Genomic DNA, 19969 nt, shown 5'->3' with positions numbered 1-19969 from the left:
AGGGCAGACGTCGCGGCGGCCGCCCTCACCCCGTAAGGGACCGCGTACGGGACTGGGTGGGGAAGAGACCATGAGTTTTGGCATAGGCACATCAAGACGGCAACGGGACGAGAGACGACACCGACGCGGGACGAATCGGCTCGTGGTGCAGTCACTGGTCCTCGCACTGGTGGTGCCGGCGGGATTGGCGCAGGTGGCGCAGGCGGTGGAGCAGGACGGGCTGGGCCGTCCGGAGCTGCCCGAGTCCCTGGTGACCAAGGTGAAGCCGTTCGACGCGGACGCGGCGAAGAAGGCGCGGGCGAAGGTCGCCGAGGAACGGAAGGCCAACGCGGAGCAGGCGAAGCGGGCGACGGCCGAACGCGAGGCGGACTGGCCGGGCGCGGGCACGGCGAAGGTGCCGCTGAACCTGAAGGCGGACGGCACGGGCAAGCCGGCCGGTGTCCCGGTCACGCTGAGCCCGGTGGCCGGATCGAAGGCGTCGGATGCGGCGTCGGGCGAGGCCCGGGTCACGGTCCTGGACCAGAAGGCGGCCCGCAAAGCAGGCGTTACGGGCGTGCTGCTGACGGCCGAGGCGGAAGGCGCCGGCACGGCGAACGTGCGCGTGGACTACGGCGGCTTCGCCTCGGCGGTCGGCGGCGGCTGGTCGCAGCGGCTGCGCCTGGTGCGGCTGCCGGCGTGTGCGCTGACGACTCCGGAGAAGGAGGAGTGCCGCAAGCAGACTCCGCTGGCCTCCTCGGCCAACGACCTCAGCGACCAGACGGTCTCGGCGAAGGTCCCCCTGGAGGAGGCCTCGGGCGGTCCCTCGACCCAGTTGTCCGGGAAAGCGGGCAGTGCCGCGTCCTCCGGGGCGACGGTGCTGGCGGTCACGGCCGCGTCCGCGGGTTCGGGTCAGTCGCCCAAGGGCGCCGGTGACTACTCGGCGACGAAGCTCGCGGAGTCCTCGTCCTGGCAGGCCGGGGGCAGTTCGGGCTCGTTCACCTGGTCCTACGACTTCACGATGCCGCCGGCCGCGGCGGGACCCGTGCCGCCGCTGTCCCTGTCCTACGACTCGGGCAACGTGGACGGCCGCACGGCGACGACGAACAATCAGACCACGTCGGTGGGAGAGGGCTTCTCCCTCACTGAGTCCTACATCACCCGCGCCTACGGCTCGTGCGACAAGGACGGTCACGACGAGGTCTACGACCAGTGCTGGAAGTACGACAACGCGACGCTGGTCCTGAACGGCAAGTCGACCCGCCTGGTCAAGGACGACGACACCGGCGCGTGGCAGCTGGCCGACGACGACGCCTCGAAGGTGACGCGCTCGACCGGGGCGGACAACGGGGACGACAACGGCGAGTACTGGACCGTCGTCACGGGTGACGGCACCAAGTACGTGTTCGGGAAGAACAAGCTCGACGGCGCCGGTGACCAGCGCACCAACTCCACCTGGACCGCCCCGGTCTTCGGCGACGACTCCGGCGAGCCCGGCTACGGCGGCGGCGACTCCTTCGCCGACCGCGACCTGACGCAGGCCTGGCGCTGGAACCTCGACCACGTCGAGGACACCCACGGCAACGCGGCGACGTACTGGTACACCAAGGAGTCCAACTACTACGAGAAGAACAAGGCGGACAAGGCCAGTACCGGCTACACCCGGGGCGGTTATCTGAACCGCATCGAGTACGGTCTGCGCAAGGGCGCCCTGTTCACCGACAAGCCGGACGCCAAGGTCACCTTCACCTACGCCGAGCGCTGCACCCTGTCGGACTGCGGCAGCCTGACCGAGGACACCGCCGAGAACTGGCCGGACGTGCCGTTCGACGCGATCTGTGCCAAGGACGACGACGAGTGCGACGCGGCCGGCCCGTCCTTCTTCACCCGCAAGCGTCTGACCGGCATCGACACGTTCTCCTACAACGCCACCAGCAGCGCCTTCGACCCGGTGGACTCCTGGGACCTGACCCAGAAGTACCTGGACGGCGGTGACATCGGCGACAGCTCCGACCAGGTGCTGACCCTGACCTCGCTCAAGCGCGTGGCGAAGGCGGGCGACACGGCCATCACGGTCGACCCGGTCTCGTTCACCTACCAGATGCGGCCCAACCGGGTCGACGCCACCGACGACATCCTGCCGCTCACCCGCCCACGCATCTCCACCATCACCTCGGAGACCGGCGCGATCACCGAAGTGACCCTGACGTCACCGGAATGCGTCCGCAGCGAGGTCCTGAACGCGGCGCCGGACACCAACACCCGCTCCTGCTTCCCGCAGTTCTGGCACATCAACGGCGCCGAGGACGCGGCGATCGACTGGTTCCACAAGTACCGGGTGACCGCGGTCGGGGTGCACGACGCGCAGGCCGTCAACCCGGCAGTGGAGTACGCGTACGCCTACAGCGGTGCGGCCTGGCACTACAACGACGACCCGCTGACGCCGAAGGACGAGCGGACCTGGTCGGACTGGCGCGGCTACCGCCAGGTCATCGCCTACACCGGCAGGGTCGGCGAGACCCGGTCCAAAACCGTCTCGCTCTACATGCAGGGCATGCACGGCGACAAGAAGAAGGACGGCACCACCAAGTCCGTCACCGTGCCCCCGCTGCTCGACACTGACGTGAACCTGCCCGACGCCACCGACAGCGACCAGTGGAAGGGTCTGCTGCGCCAACAGGTCACCTACGATGGCAGCCTGCCCGTCAGCAGCGTCTTCAACAACTACACCCGGGGCGTCACCGCCACCCAGACGGTGCCAGACGCGGCCGACCACGTCGCGCAGTGGGTCCACGACACGACGGCCTACACCAGCACCTACCTCACGGGGCCCGAAAGATGGCGGACGCACACCGTCACAAAGCGGTACGACGGCCTCGGCATGGTAAGGGAGGTCGACGACTACGGTCAGACGGGCCTGGGCGGCGACGAAACCTGCACCCGCACCTGGTACGCCCGCAACGCGGACCTCGGCATCACGAACCTGGTCTCCCGCACCCGCACGGTGGCCAAGCAGTGCTCGGTCACGGACTCGGCCCTGAGCCTGCCCGCGACCAGCGCCACCGCCGGTGACGTCCTGGCCGACACCGCCACCGTCTACGACAAGGCCGACGCCACCACCTGGACCGCGACGCAGAAGCCCACCAAGGGCGAGCCCACCTGGACAGGCCGCGCCACCGGCTACGCCGCGACGGCCGGGAGCGACGGCCAGCGCCCGCCGTCCGGCTGGCAGACCGGCACCACGACCACCTACGACACCCTGGGCCGCCCCCTCACCGTCACCGACACCGCGGGCCGCGGCACCACTACCGCCTACACGCCCGCCGACGCGGGACCGCTGACCAGGAAGACCACGACGGACCCGAAGGGCTACCGCGCGATCACCTACCTGGAACCGCGACGCGGCCTCACCCTGCGCAGCTACGACATCAACGCCAAGAAGACCGAGCAGCGCTACGACGCGCTCGGCCGGCTCACCGAGGTGTGGCTGCCCAACCGCTCCAGCGGCAGTCAGCTCCCGAACTTCAAGTTCTCCTACCACCTCAACCGCTCCAAGCCGTCGTACGTGTCGACGGGCACGCTGACGAACAAGGACACCTACACCACCAGCTACGAGTTGTACGACTCCCTGTTGCGGCCCCTCCAGAAGCAGGCGCCGACACCGCAGGGCGGCCGGCTACTGACGGACACGCACTACGACACCCGCGGTCTGGCCTACGAGACGTTCGCCGACATGTTCGACAGCTCCAGTGCACCCAACGGCAGCTACACGCGTGCCGAGTACGGCCGCGCCCCCGCCCAGACGGAGGTGACCTTCGACGGCGCCGAGCGCCCGACCACCAGCACGCTGTACGTCGGCGGCGTGAGGAAGTGGACCACCACCACGACCTACACCGGTGACTCCACGGCCACCACCGCCCTGGACGGCGGCTCGGCGCAGCGCACGATCACCGACGTCCGGGGCCGTACGGTCGAGACCCGCGACTACGCCGGTGAGAGCCCGGCCGACGCGGACTTCGGTACCGGCCCCGGCGCCTCCTACACCTCGACGAAGTTCACCTACACCCTCGGCGACAAGCAGAGGACCATCACCGGTCCCGACGGCGCCGAGTGGTCCTACGGCTACGACCTGTTCGGCCGCCGGACCAGCGCCGACGACCCGGACAAGGGCCGGACGACCACCGAGTACAACGCCCTCGACCAGGCCGTCAGGGCCACCGACTCCCGCGGGAAGTCGGTCCTGAGCGCCTACGACGAGCTGGACCGCCTCACCGGCACCTGGGCGGGCTCGAAGACGGACGCCAACCAGCTCACCGGCTACACCTACGACACCCTCCTCAAGGGCAGCCCGACCTCCTCCACCCGCTACGTCGGCGGCAGGAACGGCGCCGCCTACACCCAGGCGATCACGGCCTACGACAGCATGGGGCGCGCGAACGGCACCGAACTGCGGCTGCCGGACAGCGACCCGTTCGTCAAGGCGGGGCAACCGGCCACGCTGGCGTTCGAGTCCCACTTCAACATCGACGGCACGCTGAAGCAGACCACCGCCCCCGCGCTCGGCGGCCTGCCCGCCGAAACCGTCGGCTACGACCACGACGAGCTGGGCAACCTCACCGACATCGGCACCTACCTCACCGACGTCGACTACTCGGCCCTGGCCGAACCGCAGATGCTCACCCTGGGCACCGGCGAGGACAGCGTCTACGTGGCCAACACCTTCGAGGCGGGCACGCGTCGTCTGACACGCAGCTACACCCAGGACAACACCCACCCCTACCAGTTGCAGGACCTGCGCTACGGCTACGACCAGGCCGGCAACATCACCTCCATCGCCGACCCCACCACCCTCGGCGGCACCAGCAGCGCCGAGACCCAGTGCTTCACCTACGACGCCCATCAGCGCCTGACCGAGGCCTGGACGCCCGCCTCCCAGAAGTGCGCCGACGCCCCCAGCGCCGACTCGCTGTCGGGACCGGCGCCGTACTGGACCGGCTACACCTACAACACCGCGGGCCAGCGGGCCACGGAGACCGAGCACACCGCCACCGCGACGACCCGGACCACCTACTGCTACACCGACGCGGACCAGCCCCACACCCTGACCGGCACCAGCACGACCGACTGCGCGGCCCCGCACAGCACCTACGCGTACGACAACGCCGGCAACACCACCGGGCGTCCCGGCGTCGGCGACGAGGGCAGTCAAGACCTCGCCTGGTCGGAGGAGGGGAAGCTCAGCCGCCTCACCGAGGACGACCGCTCCACCGACTACCTCTACGGCACCGACGGCACCCTGCTCGTCCGCGCCACCGAGAACGGCGAACGCGTCCTGTACGCCGGAGCCACCGAACTGCACCTCCGGGCCAACGGCACCACCTGGGCCCAGCGCCAGTACAGCGCGGACGGTGTCACCGCCGCCACGCGCTCCAACGAAAGCGGCACGGAGAAGGTCGCCTACCAGGTCAGCGATCACCACGGGACGTCCAACCTGTCCGTCGACCGTACGGACCAGGCGTTCGTCAAGCGCCGCACCACGCCCTTCGGTGAGGACCGCGGCACGCCGCTGAACGGGGCCTGGCCCGGTGACAAAGGCTTCCTCGGCAAGACCAGGGATGCCACGACCGGACTCACCCACATCGGCGCACGCGAGTACGACCCAAGCATCGGCCAGTTCATCAGCGTCGACCCCGTGCTGGAGGCCGACGAGTCGCAGACGTACAACGGGTACAGCTACGCCGCGAACAACCCGGTGACCGTCTCCGACCCCACGGGCACCCGGCTCGCCGACTGCGACGGTGGCTGGAACGAGTGCGGGCCCGGCCCCGGTACCCGCGGTGGCGGTGGCGGCAAGAAGAGCCAGACGAAGGACACCGGCGGCGGCACGCACAGCTCCGGGGGCAGCCGCAAGGACGAGCTGGGCCGGCGTGCCGCGGCGGCCTACCGTATGGGCCTTGCCGCCCTCAACGCCGACATCGTCCTCAACCCGAACGCGACCCAGCTCGTGTCCATGTGGTTCATGGGCGCCACTCCGTCGGCCTACTTCTTCGACGAGAGCGACAAGATGACGCAGGACGTCAAGCGGCACATCTGGCTGAACATCGTCCGCAGGTACCTGTCGCACCGGAAGGGGACCAAGATCGGTGAGCCCATCAAGGGGCTCGACTACAAGACCCAGTACGGCGCGGCCATGAACGACCTGCCGCTGAAGGGGATGATGGCAGGGGAGATGTCCGACGCGATCATGCAGCTCCTCGGGGACGACGATCCGGACACGGCGGAGGGAGCCACCCGCGCGGCACTCGGGTCGTTCAACCTCCAGGCGAAGGTGACCGACTACAACAGGCTGAACAGGCGCGGAAAGGTCCAGTTCCAGATCAAGCAGTCGATGACCGTCGAATCGCTGACCCGGGGCGTGTCGAAGGAGGGTTACAGCGGTGGCGCTAAGGACCCGAACGCCATGGCCATCTCGAACACGGCCCACATGCTCTTCCCCAACGGGCAGAAGGACCTGCAAATGACCTTCACCTGGACGGAGTACATCCCGATGCCCGCGCCCGTCGAGTGAGGGCCGCCGCCCGCTGAGAAACCTGGGAAGCCGTCGGCCTCCGAGCTTCGGAGGCCGACGGCCGCGCGCCCGCACAAGCGCGTCAGGCCGACCGGCGCGCCGACCGGACGATGCCCCACCCGGTCTGCGCGCCGCCGACGCACATCATCACGATGCCGACCTTCGCCAGGTCGACGACGGGGACGTCCACGTCCCCGGTGAACAGCCACAGGGCGAGGCCGACCACGAAGGTGGCCGCGCCCTCCCACACGTTCCGCTCAGGCAGGTAGCTCATCGGCGCGCCGCCTCCTTCTCCGTCTGCTTTTCCACGGGGAGCCCGGGCGTCCCGGCCGGCGCCTTCTTCGGCCAGATCAGGTACGCGAGGGCCACCGCGCCGTGGATACCGAGGACCCGGATCGCCGCCCACTGGAAGGCGCGCAGGGACGAGACGTCGCCCTCGTCGCCGACGTACCAGACCGCGCCCTGGAGCAGCGCGCAGGCCACGGCCGCGCCCAGCAGGGTGCGCAGCCACAGCCGGCCCTCGTGGGCCGCCCGTGCCCTGCCGTAGCGCGGGGGCTTGACCGGCGGCGGGCCACCGGCCAGGCGGTGGGCGGCGTGCCCGTCGAGCCAGCGGATCGTGTAGTGGCCGTAGGCGACGGTGTAGCCGATGTACAGCGCGGCCAGGCCGTGCTCCCAGCCGGGCTCGGCGCCGTTCTTCAGGTCCCACGCCGTCACGGCGAACAGCACCAGTTCCAGCACCGGCTCGCACAGCAGCAGGACGACGCTGGTGCGCCGCCACTTCAGCAGGTAGCGGGCGCCCAGGCCCAGGGCCAGCAGCACCCAGAAGCCGACCTCGCAGGCGATGATCAACGCGACGACCACGACGCACTCCTCTCGTTCGCCCTTCCAGGCTCCCGTCGGAATCCGCCGGGATCGTCGTCGGCGGTGACGAACCTCCGGTACATCGAAAGATGCAGTGCGGGACCCTTCCCCGGGATCAGGCGGGCGGGGCGCGGGCCGTGTTGGATGGTGGCATGGCCGCACGACTCCCCCGCCCGCGCCGCTTCGACGTGTACGCCGCGTCGGCCGGGCTGCTGGGCGGGCTGCTGCTGTGGGGCATCGGCCTCGGCGTACGGCCCGCCGACGAGCCGGTCGTGCTGTTCGACGGCCGCTGGCCGCTGTTGGCCCCGCTCGCCGTCATGGCGGGCTGCGAGCTGCTGCGCCGGGCCGCGCCGCGCACCGGTCTGCTGATCGGCACCGTCGCGCTGGTCGCGGACACGCTCACCCAGGGCAGCCTGGTCACGGTGATCATGTACACCGACCTGATGTACGCCGCCGTGCTGTACGGCCCGCCCGCCTCGGCCCGCCGCATCCCGTGGATCACCGGGCTGCTCACCGTCGCCTCGACGCTGGTGCCGTTCGCCGTGTGGCGGGTGCCCGAGACCCTGCTCATCGGTGTCGCAGTCGGCGTCGTGTCCTTCGCGCCCGCCTCCACGGGGCTCATCGTCCGCAACCACCGCGAGGCCGCCGACGCCGCCCTGCTGCGGGCCGAGCAGACCGCGCTGCTCGCCGAGATGGACCGGGTCCAGGCGGTGACGGCGGAGCGCTCCCGGATGGCCCGCGAGCTGCACGACATGGTCGCCAACCACCTGTCCGCGATCGCCATCCACTCCACGGCCGCGCTCTCCCTGGACGACGCGGCGACCACCCGGCAGGCGCTCGGCGTGATCCGCGAGAACAGCGTGGCGGGACTGGCCGAGATGCGACGCCTCATCGGCATCCTGCGGGACCAGGGCGGGGACACCGGGCCGGCCGCCGCCCCCACCCTCGACGGGCTCGGCGCGCTGGTCGAGGGCGCCCGCGCCAACGGCCTCGACGTCACCCTGGACACGGCACCCGGCGAGAACCTGCCCGCACCGGTCGAGCTGGCCGCGTACCGGATCGTGCAGGAGTCGCTCACCAACGCCCTCAAGCACGCCTCCAAGGGCACCGTCCTGGTCCGGCTGGACCGGCACGAGGGCGCCCTGCGGGTCGAGGTGACCAGCCCGTACGGCGACCGGGACACCCCGCGCGCGCCCGGTTCCGGCGCCGGTCTGGTCGGGATGCGGGAGCGGGCCGCGCTGCTGCACGGCACGTTCGAGGCCGGGGCGGTGGCGGACCCCGGCCCGGCGGGCGGCAAGATCTGGGCCGTGCGCGCCACGCTGCCCCTCACCGAAGGAGACCTCGCATGATCCGCGTCCTCGTCGCCGAGGACCAGTCCGCCGTCCGCGCGGGGCTGGTGCTGATCCTGGGCAGCGCACCGGACATCGAGGTGGTCGGGGAGGCCGCGGACGGCGAGCAGGCGGTGGCGCTGGCCCGGGAGCTGCGTCCCGACCTGGTGCTGATGGACGTGCAGATGCCGCGCCTGGACGGCGTGTCGGCGACCCGGATCGTGGTCGGGGAGCAGCTCGCCGACGTCCTGGTGCTGACCACCTTCGACCTGGACGAGTACGTCTTCGGGGCGCTGCGGGCGGGAGCCGCCGGGTTCCTGCTGAAGAACACCGACGCCAAGGACCTGATCGCGGCCGTGCGCACGGTGGCGGGCGGCGAGGGCATCGTGGCGCCGGCCGTCACCCGGCGGCTGATCACCGAGTTCGCCGCGCACCCGGTGCGCGAGCCGGCCGCGGACCCGGCCGGGCTGCGGGACCTGACCCGGCGTGAGCGCGAGGTGCTCTCCTGTCTCGGCGAGGGGCTGTCCAACGCGGCGGTCGCCGAGCGTCTCGACATGGCGGAGGCCACGGTGAAGACGCACGTCAGCCGGCTGCTGGGGAAGCTGGGGCTGCGCAGCCGGGTGCAAGCGGCGGTGCTGGCCCAGGAGTTGGGGATCTAGTTTTCCCTGTCAATCACAGGTTCAACCACTGGCCGCCACATTGGTCCAGACCTATTGACCTGTGGTCCAGACCTTTCTATTCTCGCCGCACTGCGGGCATGAGGCTCAGTCATGCCCTCGACAACATCCCCATATAAGGAGGCGCACATGCGCTTCAGACACAAAGCCGCGGCACTCGCAGCGACCCTGGCGCTTCCCCTCGCCGGCCTGGTCGGCCTCGCGAGCCCGGCCCAGGCCGCCGCGAGCGCGACGGCCACCTTCGAGAAGACCTCGGACTGGGGCACGGGCTTCGGCGGCAAGTGGACGGTGAAGAACACCGGCACCACCTCTCTCAGCTCCTGGACCGTCGAGTGGGACTTCCCCTCCGGCACCAAGGTCACCTCGGCCTGGGACGCCACCGTCACCAACTCCGCCGACCACTGGACCGCCAAGAACGTCGGCTGGAACGGGACGCTCGCCCCCGGCGCCTCGGTCTCCTTCGGCTTCAACGGCAGCGGGCCCGGCTCCCCGTCCAACTGCAAGCTCAACGGCGGCAGCTGCGACGGCACCTCGGTCCCCGGCGACGAGGCCCCCTCCGCGCCCGGCACGCCCACCGCCTCCAACATCACCGACACCTCGGTGAAGCTGTCCTGGTCGGCGGCGACCGACGACAAGGGCGTCAAGAACTACGACGTCCTGCGGGACGGCGCGAAGGTCGCCACCGTCACCGGCACCACCTACACGGACAGCGGCCTCACCAAGGGCACCGCCTACTCGTACAGCGTCAAGGCCCGTGACACCGCCGACCAGACCGGCCCGGCCAGCGGCTCGGTGAAGGTCACGACCACCGGCGGCGGGGACGGCGGCAACCCCGGCACCGGTGACGAGGTCAAGATGGGCTACTTCACCAACTGGGGCGTCTACGGGCGCAACTACCACGTGAAGAACCTGGTCACCTCCGGCTCCGCCGACAAGATCACGCACATCAACTACGCCTTCGGCAACGTCCAGGGCGGCAAGTGCACCATCGGCGACGCGTACGCCGACTACGACAAGGCGTACACCGCCGACCAGTCCGTCGACGGCGTCGCGGACACCTGGGACCAGCCGCTGCGCGGCAACTTCAACCAGCTGCGCAAGCTGAAGGCCAAGTACCCGAACATCAAGATCCTCTACTCCTTCGGCGGCTGGACCTGGTCCGGCGGCTTCCCCGACGCCGTGAAGAACCCGGCCGCGTTCGCGAAGTCCTGCCACGACCTGGTCGAGGACCCGCGCTGGGCCGACGTCTTCGACGGCATCGACCTGGACTGGGAGTACCCGAACGCCTGCGGTCTCAGCTGTGACGAGACCAGCGCCCCGAACGCCTTCAGCAGCATGATGAAGGCCATGCGCGCCGAGTTCGGCCAGGACTACCTGATCACCGCGGCCGTCACCGCCGACGGCTCGGACGGCGGCAAGATCGACGCAGCCGACTACGGCGAGGCCTCGAAGTACCTCGACTGGTACAACGTGATGACGTACGACTTCTTCGGTGCCTGGGCGAAGAACGGTCCGACCGCTCCGCACTCGCCGCTGACCGCGTACGACGGCATCCCGCAGCAGGGCTTCACCACCGCCGACGCGATGGCGAAGTTCAAGTCCAAGGGCGTCCCGGCCGACAAGCTGCTGATCGGCATCGGCTTCTACGGCCGCGGCTGGACCGGCGTCACGCAGTCCGCGCCCGGCGGCACCGCCACCGGCCCGGCGACCGGCACCTACGAGGCGGGCATCGAGGACTACAAGGTCCTCAAGAACAGCTGCCCGGCCACCGGCACCGTCGCCGGCACCGCGTACGCCCACTGCGGCTCCAACTGGTGGTCCTACGACACCCCGGCCACCATCAAGTCCAAGATGGACTGGGCCGAGCAGCAGGGCCTCGGCGGCGCCTTCTTCTGGGAGTTCAGCGGCGACACCACCAACGGCGAACTGGTGAGCGCCATCGACGGCGGCCTGAAGTAACAACCACTCCGTAGGCGCATTCGCTCTCCCCTCAGGCTTCGTCCAGGGGGAGAGTGAATGTGGCTACGCCACATTCACTCGCTGACCGGGCGGGGCTGCCTCCAGCCACGCGAGGAATCCGGTCAGCGCGTCTTCGCTCATCGCCAGCTCCAGCCGGGTGCCCCGGTGGAGACAGGCCAGGATCACGGCGTCGGAGAGCAACGCCAGCTCCTCCTCGCCGTCCGGCAGCCGGCGGCCGGCCACTTCGATCGCGGAGCGCTCCAGCACGCGGCGGGGGCGCGGGGAGTACGAGAAGACGCGGTACCACTCGACCCGGTCGCCGTTGTAGCGGGCCACGCCGTAGGCCCAGCCCTTGCCGTCGGTGGTGTCGCCCTCCTTGGGGGCGTCCCAGCGCAGGGAGCAGTCGAAGGTGCCGCCCGAGCGCTGGATCAGCCGGCGGCGCAGGCCGAAGACGAAGAGGCCGATCACCACCACGGCCACCACGATTCCGCACACAGTCAGAGCGAGGGCCATCGACACCGACCTCCTCGTCTCCTAGGTAACGGAACGGAAAAAACACCCGGATCTGCCTCAGCCGCGGCCGGGTCCGGATGGCTCCGGTCCCAGCCGCGGCTGAGTGACGTCATGGCACGACGCTATCGCACTGTGCTGTGGATCAGCGTCCCGCCGCCGCGCGCAGTCGGACGTCCGCGCGACGCTCGGCGTGGGCGTCGCCCTCCGCCTTCGCGCGCTCGAGCTTGCGCTCGGCGCGGTGGACGTCGATCTCGTCCGACAGCTCGGCGACCTCGGCCAGCAGCGACAGCTTGTTGTCGGCGAACGAGATGAAACCGCCGTGCACCGCGGCGACGACCGTCCCGCCGTCACTCGTACGAATGGTCACCGGGCCCGACTCCAGCACACCGAGCAGCGGCTGGTGACCGGGCATGACGCCGATGTCGCCGGACGTGGTGCGCGCGACGACCAGGGTGGCCTCGCCGGACCAGACCTCTCGGTCGGCCGCGACCAGCGCGACGTGCAGCTCAGCAGCCAAGGTGGCTCCTCGGGTCACCACCCGGCGGGAGAGCCGGGTGTTGGTTACAAGTCTAAGGGGCGTGCCGGAGGGGACGGGACGCGCCCGCCCCCTCCGGGTGGTGAGCCGTGCGGCTCACCGTGAGCCGAGGCTCAGGAGACGCCCAGCTCCTTGGCGTTGTTCTTCAGGTCCTCGATGCCACCGCACATGAAGAACGCCTGCTCCGGGAAGTGGTCGTACTCGCCGTCGCAGATCGCGTTGAAGGCCGCGATCGACTCGTCCAGCGGGACGTCCGACCCGTCGACGCCGGTGAACTGCTTGGCGACGTGGGTGTTCTGGGACAGGAAGCGCTCCACGCGACGGGCGCGGTGGACGACGAGCTTGTCCTCTTCGCCCAGCTCGTCGATACCGAGGATCGCGATGATGTCCTGCAGGTCCTTGTACTTCTGCAGGATGTTCTTCACGCGCATCGCGGCCTGGTAGTGGTCCGCCGCGATGTACCGCGGGTCGAGGATGCGGGACGTCGAGTCCAGCGGGTCCACGGCCGGGTAGATGCCCTTCTCGGAGATCGGACGGGAGAGCACTGTCGTCGCGTCGAGGTGGGCGAAGGTGGTGGCCGGGGCCGGGTCGGTCAGGTCGTCCGCGGGGACGTAGATCGCCTGCATCGAGGTGATCGAGTGACCACGGGTCGAGGTGATGCGCTCCTGGAGGAGACCCATCTCGTCGGCCAGGTTCGGCTGGTAGCCCACCGCGGAGGGCATGCGGCCGAGCAGGGTCGACACCTCGGAGCCCGCCTGGGTGAAGCGGAAGATGTTGTCGATGAAGAACAGCACGTCCTGCTTCTGGACGTCGCGGAAGTACTCGGCCATGGTCAGGCCGGCCAGCGCGACGCGCAGACGGGTGCCCGGCGGCTCGTCCATCTGACCGAAGACCAGCGCGGTCTTGTCGATGACGCCCGACTCGCTCATCTCGTCGATGAGGTCGTTGCCCTCACGAGTGCGCTCACCGACACCGGCGAACACGGAGACACCGTCGTGGTTGTTGGCGACGCGGTAGATCATCTCCTGGATGAGCACCGTCTTGCCGACGCCGGCACCGCCGAACAGACCGATCTTGCCGCCCTTGACGTACGGGGTCAGCAGGTCGATGACCTTGACGCCGGTCTCGAACATCTCGGTCTTCGACTCGAGCTCGTCGAAGTTCGGCGCCTTGCGGTGGATCGGCCAGCGCTCACCGGTGTACTGCTCGTCGACGTTCAGCACCTCACCGAGGGTGTTGAACACCTTGCCCTTGGTGAAGTCGCCGACGGGGACGGAGATGGCCGCGCCCGTGTCGGTCACCGGGGCCTGGCGGATGAGACCGTCGGTGGGCTGCATGGAGATGGTGCGGACCAGGCCGTCACCGAGGTGCTGGGCGACCTCGAGGGTCAGCGTCTTGAGCTCACCCTCCTTGGCCGGGTCGGCGACCTCGACGTGGAGGGCGTTGTAGATCTCCGGCATCGCGTCGACGGGGAACTCCACGTCGACGACCGGGCCGATGACCCGGGCGACGCGGCCCGTGGCCGTCGCGGTCTCAACAGTGGTGGTCATTAGTTGTCACTCCCCGCGTTCGCGTCGGCCAGGGCACTGGCGCCACCGACGATCTCGCTGATTTCCTGGGTGATTTCGGCCTGGCGGGCCGCGTTGGCAAGACGGGAGAGCGTGTTGATCAGCTCGCCCGCGTTGTCGGTGGCCGACTTCATCGCGCGCCGGGTGGCGGCGTGCTTGGAGGCAGCCGACTGGAGCAGCGCGTTGTAGATGCGGCTTTCGACGTAGCGCGGCAGCAGGGCGTCGAGGACGTCCTCCGCCGACGGCTCGAAGTCGTACAGCGGAAGGATTTCGTCCTTCGCGCCGGACTCCTCCGCGACCTCGTCGAGGCTCAGCGGCAGCAGCCGGGAGTCGACCGCCGTCTGCGTCATCATCGAGACGAACTCGGTGTAGACGATGTGGAGCTCGTCCACGCCGCCCTCGGCCGTGTCCTTCTCGATGGCCTCGATCAGCGGCGCCGCGACCTTCTTGGCGTCCGCGTACGTCGGCTCGTCGGTGAAGCCCGCGAACGACTCCACGACCTTGCGCTCGCGGAAGTTGTAGTGGGCCAGACCGCGCCGGCCGACGATGTACGTGTCGACCTGGCGGCCCTCACGCTCGAGGCGCTCGGTCAGCTGCTCCGCCGCCTTGATGGCGTTGGAGTTGAAGGCGCCGGCCAGACCGCGGTCGCTCGTGAGGAGCAGGACCGCGGCACGGCTCGGGCTGTCCGCCTCCGTGGTGAGCGGGTGCTTCGTGTTCGACCCGGTACCGACCGCCGTGACCGCGCGGGTGAGCTCCCGCGCGTACGGCGTGGAGGCCGCCACCTTGCGCTGCGCCTTGACGACGCGCGAGGCGGCGATCATCTCCATCGCCTTGGTGATCTTCTTGGTCGCGGTGACGGATCGGATGCGACGCTTGTAGACCCGGAGCTGGGCTCCCATGAGTCAGGTCCCTTCCTTACGTCACTTGGCGGCGGACGGGGCGTCCTCGCCGAGCAGCTTGCCGTCGCTCGTCTCGAACTGCTTCTTGAACGCCGCGATGGCCTCGGCGACGGCCTGCAGGGTGTCGTCGGACATCTTGCCGCCCTCGCGGATGGAGGTCATGAGGCCCTGCTCCTGGCGGTGCAGGTACTCGAGCAGCTCCTTCTCGAAGCGGCGGATGTCGGCGACGGGCACCTCGTCCATCTTGCCGGTGGTGCCGGCCCAGACGGAGACGACCTGGTCCTCGGTGGACATCGGCTGGTACTGGTTCTGCTTCAGCAGCTCGACCATGCGCTGACCGCGCTCCAGCTGCGACTTCGACGCGGCGTCCAGGTCGGAACCGAAGGCGGCGAACGCCTCCAGCTCACGGAACTGGGCGAGGTCGACGCGGAGGCGGCCGGAGACCTGCTTCATGGCCTTGTGCTGGGCGGAGCCACCGACGCGGGAGACCGAGATACCGACGTTCAGGGCCGGACGCTGACCGGCGTTGAACAGGTCGGACTCCAGGAAGCACTGGCCGTCGGTGATGGAGATGACGTTGGTCGGGATGAACGCCGACACGTCGTTGGCCTTGGTCTCGACGATCGGCAGACCGGTCATCGAGCCGGCGCCCTCGGCGTCGGAGAGCTTCGCGCAGCGCTCCAGCAGACGGGAGTGCAGGTAGAAGACGTCACCCGGGTAGGCCTCGCGGCCCGGCGGGCGGCGCAGCAGCAGCGACACGGCGCGGTAGGCGTCGGCCTGCTTCGACAGGTCGTCGAAGATGATCAGGACGTGCTTGCCCTCGTACATCCACTGCTGGCCGATGGCCGAGCCGGTGTACGGCGCCAGGTACTTGAAGCCGGCCGGGTCGGACGCCGGGGCGGCCACGATGGTCGTGTACTCCAGCGCGCCGTTCTCCTCCAGCGCGCCGCGCACGGACGCGATGGTGGAGCCCTTCTGGCCGATGGCGACGTAGATGCAGCGGACCTGCTTGTTCGGGTCGCCGGTGCGCCAGTTGTCGCGCTGGTTGATGATCGTGTCGACGGCCAGGGCGGTCTTGCCGGTCTGGCGGTCGCCGATGATCAGCTGACGCTGACCGCGGCCGATCGGGGTCATGGCGTCGACGGCCTTGTAGCCGGTCTCCATCGGCTCGTGCACCGACTTGCGCTGCATGACCGTGGGGGCCTGCAGTTCGAGGGCGCGGCGACCGGAGGTCTCGATCTCGCCGAGGCCGTCGATCGGGTTGCCGAGGGGGTCGACGACGCGGCCGAGGTAGCCCTCGCCGACGGCCACGGAGAGGACCTCGCCGGTACGCGAGACCGGCTGTCCCTCCTCGATGCCGCTGAACTCACCGAGGACGACGCAACCGATCTCGCGCTCCTCGAGGTTGAGGGCGAGGCCGAGGGTGCCGTCCTCGAACTTCAGCAGTTCGTTGGCCATGGCCGAGGGCAGGCCCTCGACCTTCGCGATGCCGTCGCCGGCAAGGGTGACCGTACCGACCTCCTCGCGCGAGGCCGCGTCCGGCTTGTACGACTGGACGAAGTTCTCCAGTGCGTCCCGGATCTCCTCCGGCCGGATCGTGAGCTCCGCCATCTGAGTTCCCTGCTCTCCTTGTTGGGCCCGAAGTTTCACTTGGGGGTATTCCACGAGTCGGGACTCCCCCCAATGAGAGGTGAATCCTCTGCACGGCCCAACCAGGGCCGTCGTAAGTACGTACTGCTACTGCTCTGTTACTGCTTCTGCTCTGTTACTGCTTCTGCTGTTGTCGCGCGTGGGCGTCAGCTCGCCAGCCGGCGGCCGGCGTCCTCCAGACGGTCCGCGATGGAGCCGTTGATGACCTCGTCACCGACCTGCACCCGGATTCCGCCGAGGACCTCGGGGTCCACGTCGAGGTTCAGGTGCATCGGACGGCCGTAGACCTTCGCGAGGGCCGCGCCGAGGCGCTGCTTCTGCGTGTCGCTCAGCGGCACCGCCGAGGTGACCACGGCGACCATCCGGTCCCGCCGGTCGGCGGCGAGCTTGGACAGGGACTCGAGTCCCGACTCCAGGCTACGTCCCCGCGGCGCGGTGACAAGGCGCGTCACCAGACGCTCGGTGGTCCGCTCCGCCCGGCCGCCGAGCAGGTCGCGCAGCAGCTCGCCCTTGGCCGCGGTGGTGGCCGACCGGTTGGTGAGCGCGGCGCGCAGCTCGGTGTTGGAGGAGATGATCCGGCCGAACCGGAACAGCTCGTCCTCGACGTTGTCGAGCCGGCCCCGCTTCTGGGCGGCGGTGAGGTCGGCGGTGTCCGCCAGCTCCTCCAGCGCGTCCACCAGGTCGCGGGACTGCGACCAGCGGGAGCGCACCATGCCGGCCACCAGGTCGACGGCGGTGCCGGTGACCTGGGTGCCGAGGAGACGCTGGGCGAGCTCGGCCTTGGCCTCGCCCGACTGCGCCGGGTCGGTGAGGACCCGACGCAGCGACACCTCGCGGTGGAGCAGCGCGGTGACGGCGGCCAGCTCGTCGGCGAGCGAGCCGGCGTCCACGGACGTGGAGTCCGTCAGCGCGTCGAGACGCTCGCGTGCGGCGGCCAGGGTCTCGCGGCTCGCTCCGTGCATCCCACTCATCGGGTTGCCTCTGCCGTCGTCGCCTTGTCGTCCAGCTCGTCCAGGAAGCGGTCGATCACACGGCTCTGGCGGGCGTGGTCCTCGAGGGACTCGCCGACCAGCTTGCCGGCCAGCTCGGTGGCCAGCTTGCCGACGTCCTGGCGCAGCGCGGACGCGGCGGCCTTGCGGTCGGCCTGGATCTGGGCGTGACCGGCGGCGATGATCTCCTCACGCTGCCGCTGGCCTTCCGCGCGCATCTCGGCGATGAGCGTGGCGCCCTGCTCCTGCGCCTCCTGGCGCAGTCGCGCGGCCTCGTGCCGGGCCTCGGCGAGCTGGGCCTTGTACTGCTCGAGGACGCTCTGGGCCTCGGTCTGCGCGGCCTCGGCCTTCTCGATACCGCCCTCGATGGCCTCGCGACGCTCTTCCAGAACCTTGTTGATGTTCGGGAGGAGCTTCTTGGCGAGGAAGCCGAAGACGATGACGAAGGCGATCAGGCCGATGACGAGCTCGGGGATCGGCGGGACGAGGGGATTCTCCATCTCCTCTGCCGCGATCTGGAGCATCGGGCTCATGGGTTTGCCTTTCGTCTAGTCGGCTGGTCTGGGATCAGCGATCAGTAGCCGTAGACGAACGGCATGACCAGACCGATCAGGGCGAGCGCCTCACAGAAGGCGAAGCCCAGGATCTGGTTGGCGCGGATCAGGCCGGCCGCCTCGGGCTGACGGGCCAGGGCCTGGGTGCCGTTGCCGAAGATGATGCCGACGCCGACGCCGGGGCCGATGGCAGCGAGGCCGTAACCGATGGAACCGAGGGAACCTTCGACGGCAGCAAGGGTCTGGGACATGCCAGTTCTTCCTTTTCTTTACGGACCGGTGGGGGTTGGCCACCGGACGACTGTGAGAGGTCTGGGCGCGCTTGCTCAGTGGTGCTCGGCCATGGCGCCCTGGATGTAGGTGCACGTCAGCAGGACGAACACGTAAGCCTGCAGAGCCTGGATGAACAGCTCGAAGGCGGTCATCACCACGGTCATGATGAACGAGACGCCCGCGTAGGCGATGCCGATGCCGTTCAGCAGGTACCAGCTGGCGATCGTGAACAGGAGCAGCAGGGTGTGACCCGCGAACATGTTCGCGAAGAGTCGCACGGCGTGGGTGAAGGGCCGGATCAGGATGTTCGAGAAGAACTCGATCAGCATGGCCAGCGGCAGCACCGGGCCGAGCGACTTGTCGTAGCCGGTGACGTTCTTGAAGAACCCGACGAACCCCTGGCGCTTGAAGGTCAGCGAGATCCAGGTGACGTAGACGATCAGGGCGAGCACCGCCGGGTAGGCGATGATCGAGGTGACCGGGAACTGGGCGACCGGAATGATCGACCAGAGGTTCATCATCCAGACGAAGAAGAAGAGCGAGACGACGAGCGGGACGTACTTCTCGCCTTCCTTCTTGCCGATGGTCTCGTAGACGACTCCGCGCCGGATGAAGTCGTAACCCGCCTCGGCGACCATCTGGAGCTTGCCGGGGACGACCTTCGGCTTGCGGAAGGCCGCCCAGAAGAACCCGACGATGACGATCGACCCCAGCAGCGCCAGCAGCATCGGCTTGTTGAAGTACAAGTTGCTGTCGTGGTCGCCCCACAGGGGCTCGAACAGGAACGAGTGCAGGCCGGGAGAAGGGAAGCCACAACCGTCGAAGATGTGGCAGTCGGTCTCGAAGGCGAGCACCTGCGTCGGGTCAGCACTCACCGCGGGCTCCTTCAGCGTGGCGCATGGATACGGCAACCTCGTTGTGTCGGCGCGGCGCGGGGCCGCTGTTCGGCACGGGACTGGTGTTACGGGTGTGGGGGCGGCTGTGGGGCATCTCGCCTCGCGATTCAGCAGGCGTCAGCCGAGATGCCCGCGCCCGCGATGCCGCAGTTGGCACCGGACGATAGCAGGACTTCACATGCCTCTTTATCCCGGCCCTACCCCTCACGACGAGTGGCCCGTCTTTTCGGACTTTTCGCTCGATGAATCGGGCTCGACGTAGAGAACCTTGGCCTTCATGTGCGCCCGGGTCTGCGCACCGATCCACGCGAGCGTGACGACGAGCAGACTGATGGCGAAGGACCGGGGGTTGAACAGCGTCGTGTTCTTGAACGCGGCGAGGAAGACGAACAGCAGCAGGATCTGCGCCGCGTAGAGCAGCAGGCCCATCCCCTGGAAAAGGTGCGGAAGCGATTTGGCAGTGCGCTGCAGGACGTAGAGGCCGATCCCCATGAAGAGCATGGCGAGCACGGTCGCGACGACGGCTCCGACCGCACCCTTGCCACCGGCGACCGCGGCGCTGACGACGACGGCGACAGCGCCGACGCCGGCCGCGGGCACGGCAGACTGAAGCAGGATCCGGACGTCATTGGACGGCATGGCGGCAACTCCGCTTTCAACACACAGGGGGCAGGTGTCGTCATGGACGAGCGTAGCCCCGAGCCGGACGAGGTCCTCACTTAC

At 69.2% G+C, this 19969-nt stretch carries 16 protein-coding genes; 4 read left to right on the top strand and 12 right to left on the bottom strand.

All coding sequences use genetic code 11. The features are described 5' to 3' along the window. The first annotated feature begins 70 nt into the window (after positions 1–70). Entirely contained in the window at positions 71–6544 is a 6474-nt protein-coding gene (locus ACFYZ3_RS26985; RefSeq protein WP_388522648.1) for an RHS repeat domain-containing protein, read from the top strand. An 82-nt stretch (positions 6545–6626) separates the two neighbouring features. Here ACFYZ3_RS26985 and ACFYZ3_RS26980 read toward each other — a convergent pair whose 3' ends face one another. Together ACFYZ3_RS26980 and ACFYZ3_RS26975 are read right to left on the bottom strand one after the other, a co-directional pair. Then, positions 6627–6818, bottom strand: a complete 192-nt coding sequence (locus tag ACFYZ3_RS26980; protein ID WP_388522645.1) for a DUF5708 family protein — start codon at positions 6816–6818, stop codon at positions 6627–6629. Continuing rightward, positions 6815–7405, bottom strand: coding sequence for a hypothetical protein (locus ACFYZ3_RS26975; protein WP_388522642.1), 591 nt, complete (start codon positions 7403–7405; stop codon positions 6815–6817). Before ACFYZ3_RS26975 ends, ACFYZ3_RS26980 begins: the two co-directional genes overlap by 4 nt. 152 nt (positions 7406–7557) lie before the next feature. Here ACFYZ3_RS26975 and ACFYZ3_RS26970 point away from each other — a divergent pair, with 152 nt between their 5' ends. The 3 genes from ACFYZ3_RS26970 to ACFYZ3_RS26960 all read left to right on the top strand — a co-directional run bounded on the left by ACFYZ3_RS26970 (position 7558) and on the right by ACFYZ3_RS26960 (position 11369). After that, a complete protein-coding gene (locus ACFYZ3_RS26970) occupies positions 7558–8754 on the top strand; it encodes a sensor histidine kinase (protein WP_388522639.1) in 1197 nt (398 codons plus the stop codon). Then, positions 8751–9392 carry a response regulator gene (locus tag ACFYZ3_RS26965; protein ID WP_388522636.1) on the top strand — a complete coding sequence of 214 codons (642 nt, stop codon included), beginning with the start codon at positions 8751–8753 and terminating at the stop codon, positions 9390–9392. The genes ACFYZ3_RS26970 and ACFYZ3_RS26965 overlap by 4 nt, the downstream gene beginning before the upstream one ends. A 147-nt stretch (positions 9393–9539) precedes the next feature. Beyond that, a complete protein-coding gene (locus ACFYZ3_RS26960; protein WP_388522633.1) occupies positions 9540–11369 on the top strand; it encodes a glycosyl hydrolase family 18 protein in 1830 nt (609 codons plus the stop codon). 63 nt (positions 11370–11432) lie between these two features. Here the strand turns inward: ACFYZ3_RS26960 and ACFYZ3_RS26955 are convergent, their stop codons facing one another. The 10 genes from ACFYZ3_RS26955 to ACFYZ3_RS26910 all read right to left on the bottom strand — a co-directional run bounded on the left by ACFYZ3_RS26955 (position 11433) and on the right by ACFYZ3_RS26910 (position 19885). Then, a complete protein-coding gene (locus tag ACFYZ3_RS26955) occupies positions 11433–11882 on the bottom strand; it encodes a DUF2550 domain-containing protein (RefSeq protein ID WP_003973622.1) in 450 nt (149 codons plus the stop codon). A 142-nt stretch (positions 11883–12024) separates the two neighbouring features. After that, positions 12025–12399: a F0F1 ATP synthase subunit epsilon gene (locus tag ACFYZ3_RS26950; protein ID WP_115744235.1), complete on the bottom strand. Its 375-nt coding sequence runs from the start codon at positions 12397–12399 to the stop codon at positions 12025–12027. Between the two features lie 131 nt (positions 12400–12530). Further along, the gene (gene atpD / locus ACFYZ3_RS26945; protein ID WP_388522630.1) at positions 12531–13967 is read right to left on the bottom strand and encodes a F0F1 ATP synthase subunit beta; all 1437 of its coding nucleotides are present in this window, start codon (positions 13965–13967) and stop codon (positions 12531–12533) included. After that, positions 13967–14884 (bottom strand): F0F1 ATP synthase subunit gamma, encoded by a 918-nt coding sequence (locus tag ACFYZ3_RS26940; protein ID WP_361004494.1) that lies wholly within the window; start codon positions 14882–14884, stop codon positions 13967–13969. Before ACFYZ3_RS26940 ends, atpD begins: the two co-directional genes overlap by 1 nt. 21 nt (positions 14885–14905) lie before the next feature. After that, positions 14906–16495, bottom strand: coding sequence for a F0F1 ATP synthase subunit alpha (atpA, locus tag ACFYZ3_RS26935; protein ID WP_003973626.1), 1590 nt, complete (start codon positions 16493–16495; stop codon positions 14906–14908). A gap of 185 nt (positions 16496–16680) precedes the next feature. Further along, positions 16681–17496 (bottom strand): F0F1 ATP synthase subunit delta, encoded by an 816-nt coding sequence (locus tag ACFYZ3_RS26930; RefSeq protein ID WP_388522802.1) that lies wholly within the window; start codon positions 17494–17496, stop codon positions 16681–16683. A gap of 5 nt (positions 17497–17501) precedes the next feature. After that, complete coding sequence (locus ACFYZ3_RS26925; protein WP_385458272.1) at positions 17502–18056, bottom strand: F0F1 ATP synthase subunit B; 555 nt, start codon at positions 18054–18056, stop codon at positions 17502–17504. A gap of 41 nt (positions 18057–18097) precedes the next feature. Next, complete coding sequence (gene atpE, locus ACFYZ3_RS26920; protein WP_009321656.1) at positions 18098–18328, bottom strand: ATP synthase F0 subunit C; 231 nt, start codon at positions 18326–18328, stop codon at positions 18098–18100. Positions 18329–18403: 75 nt separating this feature from the next. Further along, positions 18404–19225 carry a F0F1 ATP synthase subunit A gene (gene atpB / locus ACFYZ3_RS26915; protein WP_263547487.1) on the bottom strand — a complete coding sequence of 274 codons (822 nt, stop codon included), beginning with the start codon at positions 19223–19225 and terminating at the stop codon, positions 18404–18406. Positions 19226–19450: 225 nt separating this feature from the next. Next, a complete protein-coding gene (locus ACFYZ3_RS26910; protein WP_388522625.1) occupies positions 19451–19885 on the bottom strand; it encodes a hypothetical protein in 435 nt (144 codons plus the stop codon). Between the last annotated feature and the right edge of the window lie 84 nt (positions 19886–19969).

Origin of the sequence: Streptomyces sp. NPDC001599 (assembly GCF_042893535.1) — a bacterium.
Taxonomy (GTDB): Bacteria; Actinomycetota; Actinomycetes; order Streptomycetales; family Streptomycetaceae; genus Streptomyces.
The sequence above is the reverse complement of the archived record's forward strand: the minus strand, read 5'-3'. Positions and strand labels throughout refer to the sequence as shown.

What these genes read in the sequence shown, in the direction of transcription:
- ACFYZ3_RS26985 (WP_388522648.1), top strand. Translation starts at nt 71, where the DNA reads ATGAGTTTTGGCATAGGCACATCAAGACGGCAACGGGACGAGAGACGA.
- ACFYZ3_RS26980 (WP_388522645.1), bottom strand. Translation starts at nt 6,818, where the DNA reads ATGAGCTACCTGCCTGAGCGGAACGTGTGGGAGGGCGCGGCCACCTTC.
- ACFYZ3_RS26970 (WP_388522639.1), top strand. Translation starts at nt 7,558, where the DNA reads ATGGCCGCACGACTCCCCCGCCCGCGCCGCTTCGACGTGTACGCCGCG.
- ACFYZ3_RS26965 (WP_388522636.1), top strand. Translation starts at nt 8,751, where the DNA reads ATGATCCGCGTCCTCGTCGCCGAGGACCAGTCCGCCGTCCGCGCGGGG.
- ACFYZ3_RS26960 (WP_388522633.1), top strand. Translation starts at nt 9,540, where the DNA reads ATGCGCTTCAGACACAAAGCCGCGGCACTCGCAGCGACCCTGGCGCTT.
- ACFYZ3_RS26955 (WP_003973622.1), bottom strand. Translation starts at nt 11,882, where the DNA reads ATGGCCCTCGCTCTGACTGTGTGCGGAATCGTGGTGGCCGTGGTGGTG.
- atpD (WP_388522630.1), bottom strand. Translation starts at nt 13,967, where the DNA reads ATGACCACCACTGTTGAGACCGCGACGGCCACGGGCCGCGTCGCCCGG.
- ACFYZ3_RS26940 (WP_361004494.1), bottom strand. Translation starts at nt 14,884, where the DNA reads ATGGGAGCCCAGCTCCGGGTCTACAAGCGTCGCATCCGATCCGTCACC.
- atpA (WP_003973626.1), bottom strand. Translation starts at nt 16,495, where the DNA reads ATGGCGGAGCTCACGATCCGGCCGGAGGAGATCCGGGACGCACTGGAG.
- ACFYZ3_RS26930 (WP_388522802.1), bottom strand. Translation starts at nt 17,496, where the DNA reads ATGCACGGAGCGAGCCGCGAGACCCTGGCCGCCGCACGCGAGCGTCTC.
- ACFYZ3_RS26925 (WP_385458272.1), bottom strand. Translation starts at nt 18,056, where the DNA reads ATGAGCCCGATGCTCCAGATCGCGGCAGAGGAGATGGAGAATCCCCTC.
- atpE (WP_009321656.1), bottom strand. Translation starts at nt 18,328, where the DNA reads ATGTCCCAGACCCTTGCTGCCGTCGAAGGTTCCCTCGGTTCCATCGGT.
- ACFYZ3_RS26910 (WP_388522625.1), bottom strand. Translation starts at nt 19,885, where the DNA reads ATGCCGTCCAATGACGTCCGGATCCTGCTTCAGTCTGCCGTGCCCGCG.